Annotated in this window: 15 protein-coding genes; 9 read left to right on the plus strand and 6 right to left on the minus strand. The window is 64.5% G+C overall.

Translation table 11 applies throughout. The annotated features are described in order from the left end of the window. Positions 1-116: 116 nt before the first annotated feature. Positions 117-1172 (minus strand): Glu/Leu/Phe/Val dehydrogenase, encoded by a 1056-nt coding sequence (locus tag QZ613_RS13545; protein ID WP_291982856.1) that lies wholly within the window; start codon positions 1170-1172, stop codon positions 117-119. Between the two features lie 111 nt (positions 1173-1283). Further along, entirely contained in the window at positions 1284-4889 is a 3606-nt protein-coding gene (locus QZ613_RS13550; RefSeq protein ID WP_043562850.1) for an indolepyruvate ferredoxin oxidoreductase family protein, read from the minus strand. 106 nt (positions 4890-4995) lie between these two features. Between QZ613_RS13550 and QZ613_RS13555 the strand changes: the two genes are divergently transcribed. From QZ613_RS13555 to QZ613_RS13570, 4 genes are all read left to right on the plus strand, one after another. Beyond that, complete coding sequence (locus QZ613_RS13555) at positions 4996-5901, plus strand: LysR substrate-binding domain-containing protein (protein ID WP_043562852.1); 906 nt, start codon at positions 4996-4998, stop codon at positions 5899-5901. Between the two features lie 292 nt (positions 5902-6193). Next, complete coding sequence (locus QZ613_RS13560) at positions 6194-6628, plus strand: DUF3037 domain-containing protein (protein ID WP_291866290.1); 435 nt, start codon at positions 6194-6196, stop codon at positions 6626-6628. A 74-nt stretch (positions 6629-6702) separates the two neighbouring features. Then, positions 6703-7686 carry a DUF2092 domain-containing protein gene (locus QZ613_RS13565; protein ID WP_291921907.1) on the plus strand — a complete coding sequence of 328 codons (984 nt, stop codon included), beginning with the start codon at positions 6703-6705 and terminating at the stop codon, positions 7684-7686. Between the two features lie 9 nt (positions 7687-7695). Beyond that, on the plus strand, positions 7696-8145 hold the full coding sequence (locus tag QZ613_RS13570) for a hypothetical protein (RefSeq protein ID WP_291982858.1): 450 nt from the start codon (positions 7696-7698) through the stop codon (positions 8143-8145). Positions 8146-8254: 109 nt separating this feature from the next. Here QZ613_RS13570 and QZ613_RS13575 read toward each other — a convergent pair whose 3' ends face one another. From QZ613_RS13575 to cls, 4 genes are all read right to left on the minus strand, one after another. Next, the gene (locus tag QZ613_RS13575) at positions 8255-8587 is read right to left on the minus strand and encodes a hypothetical protein (RefSeq protein WP_291866281.1); all 333 of its coding nucleotides are present in this window, start codon (positions 8585-8587) and stop codon (positions 8255-8257) included. 76 nt (positions 8588-8663) lie between these two features. Continuing rightward, the gene (locus QZ613_RS13580) at positions 8664-9098 is read right to left on the minus strand and encodes a hypothetical protein (RefSeq protein WP_291866279.1); all 435 of its coding nucleotides are present in this window, start codon (positions 9096-9098) and stop codon (positions 8664-8666) included. A gap of 258 nt (positions 9099-9356) precedes the next feature. Beyond that, positions 9357-10772 carry a DUF1254 domain-containing protein gene (locus QZ613_RS13585; RefSeq protein WP_291982860.1) on the minus strand — a complete coding sequence of 472 codons (1416 nt, stop codon included), beginning with the start codon at positions 10770-10772 and terminating at the stop codon, positions 9357-9359. Positions 10773-10835: 63 nt separating this feature from the next. Then, the gene (gene cls, locus QZ613_RS13590) at positions 10836-12266 is read right to left on the minus strand and encodes a cardiolipin synthase (RefSeq protein WP_291866273.1); all 1431 of its coding nucleotides are present in this window, start codon (positions 12264-12266) and stop codon (positions 10836-10838) included. Positions 12267-12549: 283 nt separating this feature from the next. Between cls and QZ613_RS13595 the strand changes: the two genes are divergently transcribed. From QZ613_RS13595 to QZ613_RS13615, 5 genes are all read left to right on the plus strand, one after another. After that, complete coding sequence (locus tag QZ613_RS13595; RefSeq protein ID WP_291866271.1) at positions 12550-13212, plus strand: MarC family protein; 663 nt, start codon at positions 12550-12552, stop codon at positions 13210-13212. Positions 13213-13231: 19 nt separating this feature from the next. Then, complete coding sequence (locus tag QZ613_RS13600) at positions 13232-14890, plus strand: mechanosensitive ion channel domain-containing protein (protein ID WP_291866269.1); 1659 nt, start codon at positions 13232-13234, stop codon at positions 14888-14890. A gap of 28 nt (positions 14891-14918) precedes the next feature. After that, positions 14919-15245, plus strand: coding sequence for a hypothetical protein (locus tag QZ613_RS13605; RefSeq protein WP_291866266.1), 327 nt, complete (start codon positions 14919-14921; stop codon positions 15243-15245). A gap of 72 nt (positions 15246-15317) precedes the next feature. Further along, positions 15318-15761 (plus strand): glycine zipper 2TM domain-containing protein, encoded by a 444-nt coding sequence (locus QZ613_RS13610; RefSeq protein WP_043562863.1) that lies wholly within the window; start codon positions 15318-15320, stop codon positions 15759-15761. 81 nt (positions 15762-15842) lie between these two features. Next, a complete protein-coding gene (locus tag QZ613_RS13615; RefSeq protein ID WP_291982863.1) occupies positions 15843-16259 on the plus strand; it encodes a hypothetical protein in 417 nt (138 codons plus the stop codon). The last annotated feature ends 50 nt before the right edge of the window (positions 16260-16309 follow it).

Raw genomic sequence — 16309 nt, forward strand, 5'->3', positions numbered from 1 at the left:
ACCCGGCTTCACTATAGGAGGGTAAGGCAACCCGCCTTGCTCGCGTACCCTGGCTGAGGTGAGGGCGGCCGGCAAGGCCAGGCAGCCGCGCCACCCTTCCGCCGCGGCGTTGCCGGTCAGCGCTTGAAGCGCTCCTCGGCGAGCGCGTCGGCGACCTCTCCGGTGGGCCGCGCTTCCCTGTCGGCGCGTTCGAAAATCTCCAGCAGGGTGTCGTGGATGCCTTCGACGTGCCGCAGCAGGGCAGCGCGCTCGAAGCCGATCCGCTCGTGATAGATGTCGATGATCCCGCCGGCGTTGATCACGTAGTCCGGCGCGTAGAGTATGCCGCGATGCATCAGCGCGCTGCCGTGGCGGACCTCGGCCAGCTGGTTGTTGGCGGCGCCGGCGACGATGCTGGCGTGCAGCTGCGGGATGGTTTCGTCATTGAGGATGGCGCCCAACGCGCAGGGCGCGAAGACGTCCACGTTGGCCGCGTAGATGGCTTCCGGAGCGAGCGCGCTGGCGCCGAGTTCGGTGCGCGCCCGGACCAGGTTTTCTTCGTGGATGTCGCTTACCCATAATTCCGCGCCGGCTTCCTTGAGCTGGCGGGCGAGGTCGAAGCCGACATTGCCGACGCCCTGGATCGCCACCCGCAAGCCGTCTAGCGAGTCGCGTCCGAGCTTGCGCCTGACCGCTGCCTTGATGCCGAAGAAGGTGCCGTAGGCGGTGGCCGGCGAGGGGTCGCCGCTGCGCATTCCCTCGGCCTCGTGCGAGGGCTTGTCTTCGATGCCGGCGACGTGCGGCGTGCGTTCGGCGAGATATTTCATGTCGGCGACGCTGGTCCCCGAGTCTTCGGCGGCGACGTAGCGACCGTTGAGCTGGTTGAGCGCGCGGGCGAAGGCGTCGAGCAGCGCCGGCGTCTTGTCGGTGCGCGGATTGCCGATGATCACCGACTTGCCGCCACCGAGCTTGAGGCCGGCCAGGGCAGATTTGTAGGTCATGCCGCGCGACAGACGCAGCACGTCGCGGATGGCGTCGTCCTCGGTGGCGTAGTGCCACATGCGGCAGCCGCCAAGCGCCGGTCCGAGATTGGAGTTGTGCACGGCGATGATCGCTTTCAGGCCGCTGGCATCGTCGCTGCAGAAAACCACTTGTTCGTGATCGGCAAAATCAGGCAGGGAAAAAACGGACATGGCAGCTTTCCTTCGTTGGTGATGAGGGAGGCAGCAATCCCGCCTTCGTCGCTTGTGGCGACGTGAACGGAACGGCCGCGGGATGAGAGGTAGAGTTGAAAGGGCGCTCGCTCAGGCCGAGACCTTGCTCGTCGGCAGCGGTTGCATGACCTGCACGCTCGGCGCGCTCCGGCCGTTGAAGCGTGCCAGCAGCTCCTGCTGCTGTTCACGGGCATGCGTGACATAGCGCTCGCGGATGTGGCCGAAGCCACGGATTTGCTCGGGCAGGCTGGCCAGTTCGACGGCCAGTTCATGGTTGCTGGTCTTGAGCCCGGTGAGAAGGGACTCGATGAGCCCCTCGTACTCGGCGATCAATTGCCGGTCGAGCTTGCGCTCGGCGCTGCGCGCGAAGATGTCGAAGGAGCCGCCGCGCAGCTGTTTGCAGCCCGCCAGGAGACGCATGGCCTTGAGCATCCACGGTCCGAAAGTACGCTTCCTGAGCTGCCCGGTGGCCGGGTCCTTGCTGGCCAGCAGTGGCGGTGCGAGGTGGAAGACCAGCTTGTAGTCGCCTTCGAACTGCGCCTCGACGCCCTTGAGGAAGGCGCTGTTGGTGTACAGGCGGGCCACTTCATACTCGTCCTTGTACGCCAGCAGCTTGTAGTAGCCGCGCGCGACCGCCTCGGCGAGCAGCGAGACTCCCGGCGTCAGCGCCTCTTCGGCGGCGCGCACGCGCTTGACCAGCGTCAGGTAACGCTCGGCGTAGGCGGCGTCCTGATACTCGCCGAGCTGCTCCCGGCGGCGGGCAATCAACTCGTCGACGCTGGCCGAGACGCGGTGGTGGTCGGGGACGTGCGCCGGTTGCGCGGCCTTGACCACGGCCGCCATATCGACTGCCGCGACGCGGCCCCACTGGAAGGCCGTGGTGTTGGCAGCGACCGCCGCGGCGTTGATCTCGATGGCCCTCAGGATGGCCTGGCGTGACAACGGCACCAGGCCTTTCTGCCAGGCGAAGCCGAGCATGAACAGGTTGGTGGCGATGGCATCGCCCATGATCGCCGTCGCCAGGCGCGAAGCTTCCAGGAAATCGGCGCTGTCGCTACCGACGGCGTCGGCAATGCGTGCTTCCATGGCGTCCTGCGGGAACTGTGGATCCGGGTTCCGGGCCACGTCGCCGCTGCGTGCCTGCGCGGCAAAGCCGCGCACGAAATCGCTGGTCGTGCTCTGGTCGCGGTTGATCACCACGCGCGTGTGGCCGGCGCGCATCTTGGCGATCGATTCGTCGCTGGCGGCGACGACCAGGTCGCAGGCGATCACCGCGTTGGCTTCGCCGGCGGCGACGCGCGCCGCGTAGAGTTGCTCCTGGCGGTCGGCGATGCGTACGTGCGACCAGACAGCACCGCCTTTCTGCGCCAGGCCGGCCATGTCGAGCACCAGCACGCCCTTGCTTTCGAGGTGCGCCGCCATCCCCAACAGCGCGCCAATGGTCACCACGCCGGTGCCGCCAACGCCGGTGACGAGCATGCTCCACGGCGTCGCCGTACCGGGCAGCGTGGCTTCGGGCAGTTGCGCGAAAAGGGCTGCACCCGGCGTCGCCGCCTTGCCTTTCTTCAGCGCGCCGCCTTCGATGGTCACGAAACTCGGGCAGAAACCCTTGAGGCAGGAGAAGTCCTTGTTGCAGGCCGACTGGTCGATCGCCCGCTTGCGCCCGAACTCGGTCTCGACGGCGACCACCGACATGCAGTTGGATTTCTCCGAGCAGTCGCCGCAGCCTTCGCAAACCAGGTCGTTGATGACCACCCGCCGGGCTGGATCGGGAAACTTGCCGCGCTTGCGACGACGGCGCTTCTCGGCGGCACAGGTCTGGTCGTAGATGATCGCGGTCGTGCCCGGCAGGGCGCGCAGCTCGCGCTGCACGCTGTCCAGCTCGTCGCGGTGACGCACCGGCGTTCCCGACGGCAGCCCGCTGTCGCCGCGGTATTTCTGCGGTTCGTCGGTGACCACGACGATGGTCTTGATGCCCTCGGCGGCGATTTGCCGGGCGATGATCGGCACGCTCAGCGGGCCGTCGTGCGGCTGCCCACCGGTCATGGCGACGGCGTCGTTGTAGAGAATCTTGTAGGTGATGTTCACCCCGGCAGCGATCGACTGGCGGATGGCCAGCAGCCCGGAGTGGAAATAGGTGCCGTCGCCGAGGTTGGCAAAGACGTGCGGGGTGCTGGTGAACGGCGACTGGCCGACCCAGGCCACGCCTTCACCCCCCATCTGGCAGAAGGTCTGCGTCGATTCGGGCGACAGCCAGGTGGCCATGTAGTGGCAGCCGATGCCGGCCAGCGCGCGCGAGCCTTGCGGAACCCTGGTCGAAGTGTTGTGCGGGCAGCCCGAGCAGTAGTGCGGAATGCGCGCGATGGCGCGGTTCGGCTTGGCCAGCGCGGCCTCCTTCTCTTCGAGGAAGGCGAGACGCGCGGCGACGCGCTCGGAGGTGTAATAGATGGCGATGCGCGCGGCGATGACGCGGGCGATCATCGCCGGCGTCAGCTCTCCGGCGGCGGGCAGCAGCCATTCCGCGTGCGGCAGCGACCATTCCCCTTTCTCGTCGAACTTGCCGATGACGCGCGGTCGCGCCGACTCGCTCCAGTTGTAGAGCTCTTCCTTGAGCTGGTATTCGAGGAACTGGCGCTTCTCCTCGATGACCAGGATTTCTTCCAGCCCTTCGGCGAAGCGGCGAACGCCTTCCGCCTCCAGCGGCCAGACCATACCCACCTTGTACAGGCGCAGGCCGATCTTCGCCGCCACGGCGTCGTCGATGCCCAGATCTTCGAGGGCCTGGCGCACATCCAGATAGCTCTTGCCGCTGGTAACGATCCCCAGGCGCGGCGTCGGGCTGTCGATGACCACCCTGTTCAGCTGGTTGGCGCGGCAATAGGCCAGCGCAGCGTAAAGCTTGTGGTGCAGCAGACGCTTTTCCTGCACCAGCGGCGGATCCGGCCAGCGCAGGTTGAGGCCGTCGGCGGGCAGCGGAAACTCGCCCGGGATGATGGTTTCGACGGCAAAGGGGTCGACATTCACCGAAGCCGAGGTCTCGACGGTGTCGGCGAGTGCCTTGAACGCCACCCAGCAGCCCGAGTAGCGCGACAGCGCAAAACCGTGAATGCCGAGCTCCAGATACTCCTGGATGTCGGCCGGCGCCAGCACCGGCATCATCAGCGCCTTGAATACGTGCTCGGTCTGGTGCGGCAGGGTCGACGACTTGGCCGCATGGTCGTCGCCGGCAATCGCCAGCACGCCGCCGTATTTCGAGGTACCCGCTGCGTTGGCGTGGCGGAAGACGTCGCCGGTGCGATCGACGCCCGGTCCCTTGCCGTACCACATGGCAAAGACGCCGTCGTAGCGGGCGTTCTTGTCGAGAGTCACCTGCTGCGTGCCCCACACCGCGGTTGCTGCCAGGTCTTCGTTCAGCCCGGCCTGGAAACGGATGTGCCTGGTTTCGAGAAATTTCTTCGCTCGCCAGAACTCTTGGTCGACGTTGCCCAGCGGTGAACCGCGGTAGCCGCTGACAAAGCCGGCGGTGTTCAATCCGGCGCGTTCGTCGCGCGCACGCTGCAGCATGGGCAGGCGCACCAGCGCCTGGGTTCCGTTCAGATAGACACGACCGCTGGCCAACTGGTACTTGTCATCCAGCGCGACGGTGCGCAGCGTGACGTCTCCGGCACCTCCGGTGTTCTTCTGCGGTGCATCCATTTGTCTGTCTCCTCGCTGGACCGGCCGTTATCGTTTTGCGCGATGATAGGGAATGCTTGCGCTATCGTAAAATCACAAAAATGCACTCGAGGTATCAGAAAAAAAGATGACCAGCGACGTCACGCTACGCCAGTTGCGTTATTTCGCCGCCGCCGCCGAAACCGGACAGTTCTCGATGGCGGCAGCGAGCGTGTTCGTCTCGCAGTCGGCGATCACCAACGCCGTCCTCCTTCTGGAAGACCGGCTCGGGGTCAAATTGTTCGATCGCAGGCCGCACGGCGTCGCCCTCACTGCCGAGGGGCACAGCTTCTATCAGCACGCACGGCACATCCTCGACTCGCTGCAGGATGCCTTGCGCGAACCGCGCTTCCGCATCAACGACCTGCACGGCGCGATCCGCATCGCCGCCACCTATTCGGTGCTCGGCTATTTCCTGCCGCCGCTCTTCGCCCGCTTTCGTGCCAACTACCCGGACATCGATTTCGATCTGCACGACAGGGGCCGGCGCAAGGTCGAAGCGGCGGTGCTCTGCGGCGAGATGGAACTCGGTGTGGTGATCCTCTCCAACGTCGACCATCGCGAGCGTTTCGGCCACCATGTCCTGATGCGTTCGCGCCGTCAGCTCTGGGCGGCCAGCGGCCACCCCGTGCTCGAGCAGCCTTATCCCTCGCTCGCCGATATTGCGCGCCAGCCCTACATCCTGCTGACCATTGACGAAGGCGAGGAATCGAATCGCCGCTACTGGACCGACAACGGTCTCGCCCCCAATGTCGCTTTCCGCACCAACGGCATGGAAGCCCTGCGCGGCCTGGTCGCGCACGGTTTCGGCGTGACCATTCTCAGCGACATGGTCTACCGCCCGTGGTCGCTGGAAGGCAAGAAGATCGAAGCCCGCCCGATCCTTGACGCCATTCCACATCTCGAAGTCGGTTTGATCTGGGCGAAAGACGCAACGCTCGCCGCACCGGCCGAAGCCCTGCGCCAGTTCCTGATCCAGGCTTGCGGCAATTGAGCGCTCTGCGGCGCACGATCAGCGGCGACGGAACGCCGCGCGAGTTGACCAGCGCAGTTGCAGCGGGCTTTGCCTATCACCAATGCCCGTCGGACCTGGATGTCCGCTCCCTTGCCGGCTGGCGAGACTTTGTCGCCTTTCTGGTCCAGCCCGTGCTATCGTACAATGACGTTTGATTTTTCTCCGGCGATTTCCGGACGCTCTGCCGCTGTCGGCAAGCGCGTTTGAGATGACGGCGATGGAAGCATCGCTGGCGGCGGCCCGGGTCCGGAGCGCTGCCGATGGGGCCACCATGAATGAGTTCGCCTGCCAATACGCCTTGCTTCGTTTTCGCCCCTTCGCCGAAACGGGTGAATTCGCCAATGTGGGCGTCGTTCTGCTGGCCGCCGAGGCCGGCTTTTTTGACTTCCGCCTGTTGAAACGTTACGGTCGGATCATGCAGTTCTTTTACCCGTTCGACCGGGAGATCTTCGTGAACGGGCGCGAGCTGTTCAAGGAAGAACTGCAGCGCTTCGCCAGCGATCTGCGTCGCGACGCGCTGGACGGTGCCAGGCGCGAGCCGAATCTGCTCCTGGCGAGCAAGCGCCTTGCCGAACTGGTTCGCTCTCACGACGGCATGTTCTACTTCGACCAACAGCGTTTCGCGCTCTGCGATGATCCCGCGACCAAGCTCGACGCACTTTATGATCACTACTGCGAGCGCAACTTCGTGAGCAGGGAGTTTTGAGCAGCAAGGGCCGCGGTTTCCCTGCTACCCTACGCTGCTTTCGTTTTCACTGCCAATTGAGGAGAGACCTGTTGATGAGACCAGAGCGTTTTCCGATAGTAGTGAGCGCTGTCGCGCTGCTGCTGGCTCCTGTTTTAAGCGCCGCGCAGCCGCCCAGCCCTGGAGCAGACAAAGCCAGCGTAGCGGCGGTTTCTGCCGCAGGCAAGGCGAGCAAGGCTGCGGCGGTGACCGCTGCCCCGACGGCCGCCGAGGCGAAAACTGCTGCGGCGGTCGCCGCCGCTGTGGCCAAGGCAGATGCCGCCGATGCCGCTGCTTCCCCTGCGCCCGTAGCAGACAGCGCGACGGCTGCCACTCCCGCAACACCGGCCGCTGCCCCGGCGGCGCCACTCATTGAGCCGGAGGCCGCCGCAGCGCTCAAGCGCAGCAGCGAATTCCTGCAGGAACTGAAGACCTTCAGTTTGCGCGTCGACGCAAGCACCGACGAGGTTCTCGATAGTGGCCAGAAAGTGCAGTTCGGCTCGCTCGCCGATATCTCGGTGGTCAAGCCCAATCGGCTGCGGGTGGACGTGATCGACGACGACAAGCAGCGCCAGTTCTACTACGACGGCAGGACGTTGACCGTCTATGGCAAGCTGGTGAACTATTACGCCTCGGTGAAGGCGCCAAAAACCATCAAGGAGATGTTGGCCTTCGCCGAAAGCAAATACGGCCTGGAATGGCCATTGGCCGACCTGCTGGCGCCGGAATCGCTTGCGGCGAACGTAAAGTCAGGCTTTTATCTGGGCAAGGGCCGCGTTCGCGGTGTTCTCTGTGACCACTATGCCTTTCGCCAGGACGACGTCGACTGGCAGATCTGGATCCAGGAAGGCAAGACGCCGCTGCCAAGGAAGATCGTCATCACGACCAAGAACGAGGAAGCGGCACCACAATATGCGGCCGTGCTGAGCTGGAATCTGTCGCCCAGCCTGGCCGATAGCGTGTTTCGTTTCGTTCCGCCCAAGCGGGCCGGCAAGATCGTCCTGCGCGAGCTGGAAGTCCAGCCCGGCAACGAGAAGTGAGGTGAGATGATGAGCCAAGTCCAATCCAAGAAACGCTTGTCCGGTCGCTGGTCGCGTGCCGTATTGATGTCGCTGCTGGCGGTAGGGGCGCATGACTTCTTTGCCGCTTCGCAGGCATATGCGCGCGGCGCCACACGCACCAGCATCAATCACAACACCAATGTGAACCGCAACACCAACGTCAATGTGAACCGCAACACCAACGTCAATGTGAACCGCAACGTCGACGTCGATGTGAATCGCCGCGGCGGCTATCACCCGGTGGCAACCGGAGTCGCCGTCGGCGCCGCCGTTGCGGTCACGGCAGCGGTCGTCGGCTCGATGGTCACGACCTTGCCGCCGAGCTGCGTGCCCTACGTCCATGCCGGAATCACCTACCAGCAATGCGGCGGTGCCTACTACCAGCCGCAGTATGCGGGCAGTTCGGTGACCTACGTGGTGGTTGACCCGCCACGCTAGAGACCCCTGCGGCCGGCGAGCTGGCGGGCTTTCCCGCGCGACCGTCGTGACGAGGAAAGCCGGCTTGTTCGCCCCGGCCTTGCGCTGGACAGCCCTGGCGGTGTGCAGTCTATTGCCAGTCGACCGCGTTCCTTCCCGCGATCGCGAGGCAGGTCGACGATCCGAGCTGGCAAACGGCGATGTAGGTGGCTTTCTTTCCACAGCCGGCGACGCCGACGGTGTATTCGGCACGTTCGAGACCGTTCCAGAGGACGGGTTGGAGAATATTGCTCGAGAGGACCGTGCCGGCTGCGTTCGCACAGGACATTTCGAATTGTCCGCGGCGTACGGCCACCCGCAGCGCATTGTCCTGATCGTTGGCAAGCATCTGCTGATCACTGGCGCAGCCAGCGAGGACAAGAAGCACAGCCGATAGTGAGCGTATTCCGTGTTTCGAAGTCATGAGAGCCTCTCGCGAGTGGGTTGGCAAATCCTGCCCCCGGCTTTGTCCGGGGATGGCGGACAGAGGTGGCGGTCAGTCACCGTCGTCGTGCGAAGAAGATATCGTAGCGCTGCTTGGCGACCGCCTGATAGTAGGTTCCGGTCAGGCGGTCGCTTGCCGGGTCGTAGGCAAGATCGTAGGTCGAACCATCGTAGCCACCCGCGCGCAATTCGAAGAAAGCGCGCAGCTTGCCTCCTTCGCGCGCTGCTTCGGCCTTGGCGAAGGGCAGTTGGTTCGGATTGAAATAGGTGGCTTCGAGTTGGCCAGTCGCGCCGACATTCTTGATCACGATCGTGTAACCCCCGTCGGGTCTGACCCACGTGCCCTTCAGGACCTCGCTCGCCGGGATCGCGTCGGTGGCCGGAGGCGATGCTTCCTTGACGATGGGCAGCGGCTCGCCCGCTGTTGACGCTGACGCGGCCGACAACGCCAGGATCAGGCCAAGTGACAGTGAAATGGTCGTCTTTCTCATGGCGGCAACTTTCGCGGTGGGATGGGGTATGGGTTGGCAGCGAGACGCAGCTTCCTGCGCGCTCGCCGGCCAGCACGAACAATGGCCCCGATTATCGCTGGATTTTGCCCGCCATGGTCAGGCGCCGTGCGGACGCCCGCGACGACCTGTCGCAAGGGCTGCCAGCGGGGCGGACGACGGCTCGCGCACGCTGACGCCAGGCCGCAAAGGCCCGCCAGGTGACCGGCAGGCAGCGAGTTTTCCGGCATTGCTTGCGCCTCAGTCCAGCCGCTTCAGCGCAGGCGGCGACCAGCTGCCGTCGAGCATTTCCTCTTTCGGCCAGTAGACACGCATGGTGACGCTGAAGTCCCCGCTCGCTGCCGGCAGCCAGTTGGCTTCCTTGCCCTTGCCCGGCGACTCCTTCTGAATAAAGACGTCGAGCGAGCCGTCCCGGTTGTACCTGAGCGGCATCCAGCTGGCGACGTTGTAACGGTTGACCGGATTATCGACAAAGAACGATTGCGCGTCGTACATGGTCAGTGACCAGAAGGCGTTGGCCGGCGGCGTCTGGCCCTTGTCGAAGTGGATCACGTAACGCTGGGCGCCGTTCAGCGGCTTGCCGTCGCCGTCCGTGAACGCATTCGGATAGATCGCATCGGCGGGGATGTTGGCGCCCAGGCCGATCAGGGCGACCACCGCGCGCAGATCGTAATCGGTGCCGAAGTCACCGACTTCCCTGGGCGGGATATACCAGCCGTTGACCGGCTTGCCGGCGTGCTTTGCCGCGGCGTGAAGTCTCTCCAGGGCGATGGACAGCGATCCCTCCAAGCCCCTGGCGACGGCCGGGTCAAGCTTGCTGGCGGTGAACTTTTCTCCCGGGATCAGACCGATCCTGGCCAGGCGATCGAGCAGCGGCGCGTCTGCTGCCGGTGGCGGATTGGCCGCCATCAACTGTGCCAGCCTGTTGAAGAAAGTCGTGGTGTCCATCTGTGCGAGCTGATCGACCGGTGCCAGCTTGCTCTCGATGGACGTGTCGACGACCCCGGTCGGTGGCGTGTAGCGTTTGCCGAATGCGCTGAGCGGGGTGATCCTGTACTGCTTCTGGATGCGGTGCACCGCCGCGTAATCCCTTGCGCCGTTGGTCTGGGTGCGACCGGCGATCCATACCGTATTGGTCGGCGCCTTGATTTCCTCGACACCCTCGGGCAGCGTCCCGCTCCAATCGGGGCCGGTGATGACGAAATTGCCGGCCTGCGTGCCGCTGGTCCGTTTTCCCGGCGAGGCGAAGACGTTGGTCCAGGCGTCGAGCATGGGCATCAGGTAGTAACGCTCGCCGGTATCCGGCACCGACAGGACCATCGGTTCCTTCGCCAGGTCGAGCCAGGCGAACGAATAGAGCGTGTCGACGTTCATGCGCACGATACTGTGATCGGACGCTGGCGGGTAGCTGCTCATGCTGCCGAACTGGTTGATCGGCGCGTGCGCATTCGCCTGTGGGCTGGGCACGTTGGTCGACAGCTGTCGGGTAAGGTCCATGAGCACCAGCGGTAAGCCGTAGATGGCGGCTTCGACGCCGATCCTCTGTGCTTCCAGCGTGCTGCGCTGACTCAGTTCCTGCGCCCGGCCCGGCGTACTGACGAACATCGTCAGCAGCGCAAGAGCCAGAACGGCGCGCTGCAAGAGGCTTCGTTCCATGACCATCTCCTTGTCGCTTCAATTGTTCGATTGATGGCAGTTGCCCGCTTCGGTGAACCGTCCTCAGAGCAGCGGGCTGAGCACCTGTACCGCGTTCTCGGTCAGGCAGCGCCATTTTGGCCGGGCGCGCCAGCGCTCGAGTTGCAGCGGCTGTGATTTGCTTTCGTAACGCCGTTGCATGTCTCGCGTGGCGATCGAAAACTCCCGGTCGTAGGTGATCATCGACACTTCGAAGTTCAGTTCGAAACTGCGCAGGTCGAGATTGACCGTCCCGAAGATGGTGAACTCTTCATCAACGACCATGCTCTTGGTGTGCAGCAGGCCGGCGCCGAAACGCTGGATGGTGATGCCGACGGCGAGCAGATCCTCGACGTAGGCGTTGCTTGCGTAGCGGACCAGCAGCGAGTCGATCTTTTCCGGGACGATGAGGATCACGCGCACGCCGCGGATGGCGGCCGAGCGCAGCGCAACGAGGAGCGTTTCGCTGGGCACGAAATACGGCGTGGTGAGAACGATTTCGCGTTTGGCGGCGTAGATCGCAGCCAGCAGCAGTTGCTCGATGTGCCGGGTGGACGACTGCGGCCCGGAGGGAAAGATCTGCACCTGACTGTTGCCGGCCGGTGCCATATCCGGTGGCGGCGGTGGTGCGAAGTCGCTTCCCGTCTGCAGCGCAGTCAGCGACAGGGAAACAGCTTCGAGAACCCATGCCGCCGGTCCTTCGATGCGCACCATGGCGTCGACCCATTCGCCGACGCCGGCATCCTGCTTGAAAAAACGGGGGTCGGCGATGTTCATGCTGCCGGTGTAGGCGATGCGGCGGTCGATGACCGCGATCTTGCGGTGGTCGCGCAGGTCAAGGCGGACGAGCAGCGCGCGCAGAGGGTTGACCGGCAGAATCTCGACGATAGTCACTCCCGCCTCGCGCAGTCGGTCGATCGCCTCGCTCTTGAAGAAAGGCCGGCTGCCGAGCGAATCCATCAGCGTCGAGCAGGGGATGCCGCGCTGCGCTGCACGAATCAGCGCGGCGACCAGATCGTCGACAAAGCCACCGGGGTTCCAGATGTAGAACTCGAGGTGCACCGAGCTGCCGGCGGCGTCGATGTCGGCGATCAGGGTGCGCATGCTGACGCTGCTGTCGGCCAGCAGCTGCAGGCTATGGCCACCCATCAGCGGCAGGCCGACCGAGCCGGTGGCCAGTCGGCTGACGCTCTCCGCTCCGGTGTTCAGCTCACCGGGATCAGCCAGAGCCGAAGCCGGGATGTCCTGCGCCCAGCGCAAAATCTGCGGCTGCAGGGCGATTGCCCGCTCCATCCAGGTCCTGCCGAGACGGCGCTCGCCGATCAGCAGGTACATCAGGACGCCAACCGCCGGCAGAAGGATGACCAGCAGCAGCCACGCCAGCGCCGTGCCGTGTGCCGTCCGACGCGAAAAGATGCGTAGCGAAACCGCCAGCAGGACGACGATATGCAGGACAGTCAGATAGTTGAAGACCATGCGTCGGAGTATGCGGCGAGCGTAGCAAACCGGTCAAGGAAGATCGCCGCGGCCGTGACTCCCGGCTGGCGGATCCGTTCAGGCAGACAAGGCCGCCCGCGCTGGACCCTGTGCGGGGACGCACTGGGGTCCACCATACAGCGCGTAGAAAGTTCGTCAGGCGAGTGCCGAGCACCGCGTCATTCATGATAGTCTGCCGGCGTTTCGCCTTGCTGCGGCGGAGGTGCTGGCCGCTGCCGCGAGAGCGGCGCGAAGTTGCTTTTCTCAGAGGAATGCTCTAGGCATGGAGCCAACGCTTACCCTGTTCATCAGTCTGTTCACCACCCTGGTGGCGATCATCAATCCGCTCGAGGCGATCCCGGTCTATCTCGGCCTGATGGGCAACAAGGAAACGAACGAACAGCGCCAGGTGGCGCGACGCGCGTGTCTCTATGCCTTGTTGCTGTGTTTCTTCTTTCTGATCTTCGGCACGCTGCTGTTGCGCATTTTCCAGGTGCCGCTGAGCATGGTGCGGGTAGTGGGCGGCGTGATCCTCACTCGCGTCGGTTTCGAGCTGTTTGCGCCGCCACCGTCCGGCGGCATGCTTCCGCATGCGGATGCGTCCAACACCGACGTGGCGTTCGTCCCGCTGGCGATGCCGATCATGTTCGGGCCCGGGGCGATCGCCACGCTGATCAGCATGGCCTCGACGATCAAGCAGTCGTCGGCCGAGTTGATGCACTTTGCCGCCGCCAGCGCGGCCATCGTTGCCTGTATGGCCACCGTCTATCTGTCGCTGGCCTACGCCAAGCCGATCCTGCGCAAGATCGGCAAGCAGGGCATCGATGCAGCGACCCGGATCGTCGGGTTTTTCGTCGCGGCAATGGGCATGGGCCTGATTTTCCAGGGGGCCGTTGAATTTCTCGAGCCTTATCGGCAGGTGGCAACTGCCGCTGCAGGGGGGTAGAGGGACGGTGGGCTGCAGCTTGCTTCACTTTCTCTCGGGGTCGCTGTTCGTGCTCCTGACGACCGCCGGTGGCGCTTCGCTCGCCTCTGCGCCGGGCCTGGAGAATCTGCTCGCCGACGTCCACCCCGACGCTGAAATCGCCACCGCACCGGTCGAGCTCGATGGGCGCGTCCTGTTCCGCGTGCGCGGTGTGACCAGCTTTCCGGCCGAGGCACGTGCCGCAGCGATCAGTGCGCGCATCGAGCGCCTGGCAAGTGATCCGAAGGTGGACGCCGACTCGGTGCAGGTGGTCGACTCGACGAATCACAGCGCGATCAGCGTCGCGGAAAGAACGGTGATGACGCTGTTCGACGCCGACGCGCGTATCGAGCAGGTCGAGCGCGAGGAACTGGCCGCTGCCAGCGGCGAGCGCATCCGCAGGGCCATCGACGACTATCGCCGCGAGCGCACTCCCGAGGCGTTGCGCGAACACGCCGTCGCGGCAGCGCTGGCGCTGGCCGCACTGGCAGTGGTTGTCGCGGCTCTGATCTGGCTGACGCGTCGGCTGCACGCATTGCTGGCGAAGCGCCTCCGCTTCCGCATTGGCACCGTGGAAATCAAGTCCTTCGAGATCGTTCGTGCCGAGCGCATCTGGGCTGCGCTGCGCGCCGCGGTGTCGGCGCTCGGTTTTCTTTCGATCGCGGTCGCCGTCTTTGCCAGTCTCGATTTCGTGCTCGGCGGCTTTCCGTGGACGCGCGCCTTTGCCAGAGATCTGGCCGCGGTTGTGATCAGCCCCTTGAAAACCATGGGCCAGGCTTTTGTCGACTATCTGCCGGACCTGGTTTTCTTGGTTATTCTGGCGCTGGTCGTGCGCTTTTTCCTGCGCCTGATCCGGCTCTTCTTCGACGCCGTCGCGCGCGGTTCGGTGACCCTGGAGGATTTCGAGACGGAATGGGCCTGGCCAACCTACAAGATCGTTCGCTTCGCAGTCCTGACCTTCGCCGTAATCGTCGCTTATCCGTATATCCCGGGATCGGATTCGGAAGCATTCAAGGGGATTTCGCTGCTGGTCGGGCTGGTCGTTTCGATCGGCTCGTCGTCGGCGATCGCCAACCTCGTCGCCGGTTTGATGATCACCTACCGGCGTTCTTTCAAGCTCGGTGATCGGGTGATGATTGGCGACGTGACCGGCGATGTGATCGATATCCACGCCCAGGTCACGCATCTGCGCACCTTGAAGAACGAGGAGGTAACCATTGCCAACTCGCAGATCCTCAATGGACACGTGGTGAACTACAGCTCCCTGGCCGAGGAGTCCGGACTGATCGTGCATAGCACGGTCGGCATCGGCTACGAGACGCCCTGGCGTCAGGTCGAGGCGCTGTTGCTGATGGCTGTGGCGCGCACCCCGGGCTTGCTCGCCGAACCGCCGCCTTTCGTGCTCTATGGCGAACTGGGCGATTTCTGCGTCAGCTACGAAATCAATGCCCATTGCCGCGACGCGCACGCCGTACCGCGCCTGCATGCGCAGCTGCAACGCAACATCCTCGACGTCTTCAACGAGTACGGCGTGCAGATCATGACGCCAAACTACGAGACCGATACCGATCGGCCCAAGCTGGTCGAGCGGGCCAACTGGTATGCAGCGCCCGCCGGACCGGCGCCGGCTCCGCTGGAAAGCGAGTCGGCCCGCCGCTAAGCGGGCGATCAACAATGGGAGACCCACGATGAGAATCGCTGATTGCTATCGTACGGGCATGGCGCTGCCGGCCCTGCTCGTTTGCCTGCTCACGGCGGGCGGTGCGGTCGCACAGGCAGGAAGCACGGTTCCAGACCCGGCGCTGTCTGTGGACGCGGTTGCGCCTGACGCGGCGCTGTCGCCCGAACAGATGACCCCGCCGCCAGTCCGCGCGCCGGATACCGTGCAGCCCGACGCAGCGTTGGCGCCGGAGCGGGATCAGGGGCCGGCCGTGCTTGCGCCCGAGGCGGTGGCGCCCGACGCAGCGCTTTCGCCCGAAGAGATCACGGCGCCCGCGGTGCAGTCGCCGGACTGACACAAACAGGGCGGCAACCTGACGTACAATGCGGCGTGCCTTGCACGTCAAAATAACCCCAAGGAGGTCCACATGTTCAAGAAGATTTCGTCCTACGTTTCGACTCTGGTGCTGGCTCTGGCCCTTGCCGCTTGCGCCGCACCCGGAGCGCAGCCGGGTCAGATGGAAATACGCACCGGCGTCGTCGAGCAGATCATTAATACCGAGTTGTCGAGCGATCATCACTCCGGCGTTGGCGCCGTCGTCGGTGGTCTTGCCGGTCTCGGGGTCGGCAGCCTGATTGGTGCCGGTACCGGTCGCGACGTGGCAATGGTCCTGGGAGCTGTCGGCGGTGCAGTCGCCGGGCACGAGATCCAGAAGAAATACGACCAGCCGATACCGGCGCAGCAGGTGATCGTTCGTGTCAGCAGCGGCGTCCTGGTTTCGGTGACGCAGCCGGTCAACCCGGCTATCAGCAAGGGCCAGCGCGTCTACATCGAAGGCAGCGGCGAAGACGCCCGCGTCGTTCCGCGCTGAGCGAGCAGCGATCGTCGCTTGTCGGGTGGCAGGTCCGCCCGACAAGCGACCACTCCCGACACAAGATGGCGGACAGGTAACATGACAAATCTCCTATCGACCACCGCTGCGAAGGGCCTGCGGCGATCGCGGCGTCAGCCTCGTTCACTTGCCAGCGCGCTGGCCAGTACCGTGCTCGCCCTGCTTTCCGTTAGCGCCTGTGCCCCCGACGCGTGGCGCTCGGACGATCCCTATGAGGCTTTTCTCACACGGGTCCAGAACAACTGCCTGTACGAGCGTATCGGGCGCATGGAAATCAACGCGGATTCACTGCAGGACCCCTATTTCCTGGACCTGAGCTCGCGTTTCTACAATGGCAGGATTCCCCAGGCCGCTTTCGTCGCCAACCTTCAAGGCGCCTACGATGCCCAGCCGGATTCGTCTGGCGTGCGCTGTCTGCTTGCTCAGATGCCGCAGCAGGGTGGCCCTGACGCACCGGGAACGACAGCTTGGCGCTAGTCGGTGCGGACGAGCTGTTCCCTGCGTGCGCAAAATGCTGGCTTCTGCGT

Source organism: Candidatus Accumulibacter sp. ACC005, from assembly GCF_907163215.1.
GTDB classification, from domain to species: domain Bacteria; phylum Pseudomonadota; class Gammaproteobacteria; order Burkholderiales; family Rhodocyclaceae; genus Accumulibacter; species Accumulibacter regalis.

Bases quoted from the DNA above. Each gene is read 5' to 3' on its own strand.
- QZ613_RS13545 (WP_291982856.1), bottom strand. From the start codon at position 1,172: ATGTCCGTTTTTTCCCTGCCTGATTTTGCCGATCACGAACAAGTGGTT.
- QZ613_RS13550 (WP_043562850.1), bottom strand. From the start codon at position 4,889: ATGGATGCACCGCAGAAGAACACCGGAGGTGCCGGAGACGTCACGCTG.
- QZ613_RS13555 (WP_043562852.1), top strand. From the start codon at position 4,996: ATGACCAGCGACGTCACGCTACGCCAGTTGCGTTATTTCGCCGCCGCC.
- QZ613_RS13560 (WP_291866290.1), top strand. From the start codon at position 6,194: ATGAATGAGTTCGCCTGCCAATACGCCTTGCTTCGTTTTCGCCCCTTC.
- QZ613_RS13565 (WP_291921907.1), top strand. From the start codon at position 6,703: ATGAGACCAGAGCGTTTTCCGATAGTAGTGAGCGCTGTCGCGCTGCTG.
- QZ613_RS13570 (WP_291982858.1), top strand. From the start codon at position 7,696: ATGAGCCAAGTCCAATCCAAGAAACGCTTGTCCGGTCGCTGGTCGCGT.
- QZ613_RS13575 (WP_291866281.1), bottom strand. From the start codon at position 8,587: ATGACTTCGAAACACGGAATACGCTCACTATCGGCTGTGCTTCTTGTC.
- QZ613_RS13580 (WP_291866279.1), bottom strand. From the start codon at position 9,098: ATGAGAAAGACGACCATTTCACTGTCACTTGGCCTGATCCTGGCGTTG.
- QZ613_RS13585 (WP_291982860.1), bottom strand. From the start codon at position 10,772: ATGGAACGAAGCCTCTTGCAGCGCGCCGTTCTGGCTCTTGCGCTGCTG.
- cls (WP_291866273.1), bottom strand. From the start codon at position 12,266: ATGGTCTTCAACTATCTGACTGTCCTGCATATCGTCGTCCTGCTGGCG.
- QZ613_RS13595 (WP_291866271.1), top strand. From the start codon at position 12,550: ATGGAGCCAACGCTTACCCTGTTCATCAGTCTGTTCACCACCCTGGTG.
- QZ613_RS13605 (WP_291866266.1), top strand. From the start codon at position 14,919: ATGAGAATCGCTGATTGCTATCGTACGGGCATGGCGCTGCCGGCCCTG.
- QZ613_RS13610 (WP_043562863.1), top strand. From the start codon at position 15,318: ATGTTCAAGAAGATTTCGTCCTACGTTTCGACTCTGGTGCTGGCTCTG.
- QZ613_RS13615 (WP_291982863.1), top strand. From the start codon at position 15,843: ATGACAAATCTCCTATCGACCACCGCTGCGAAGGGCCTGCGGCGATCG.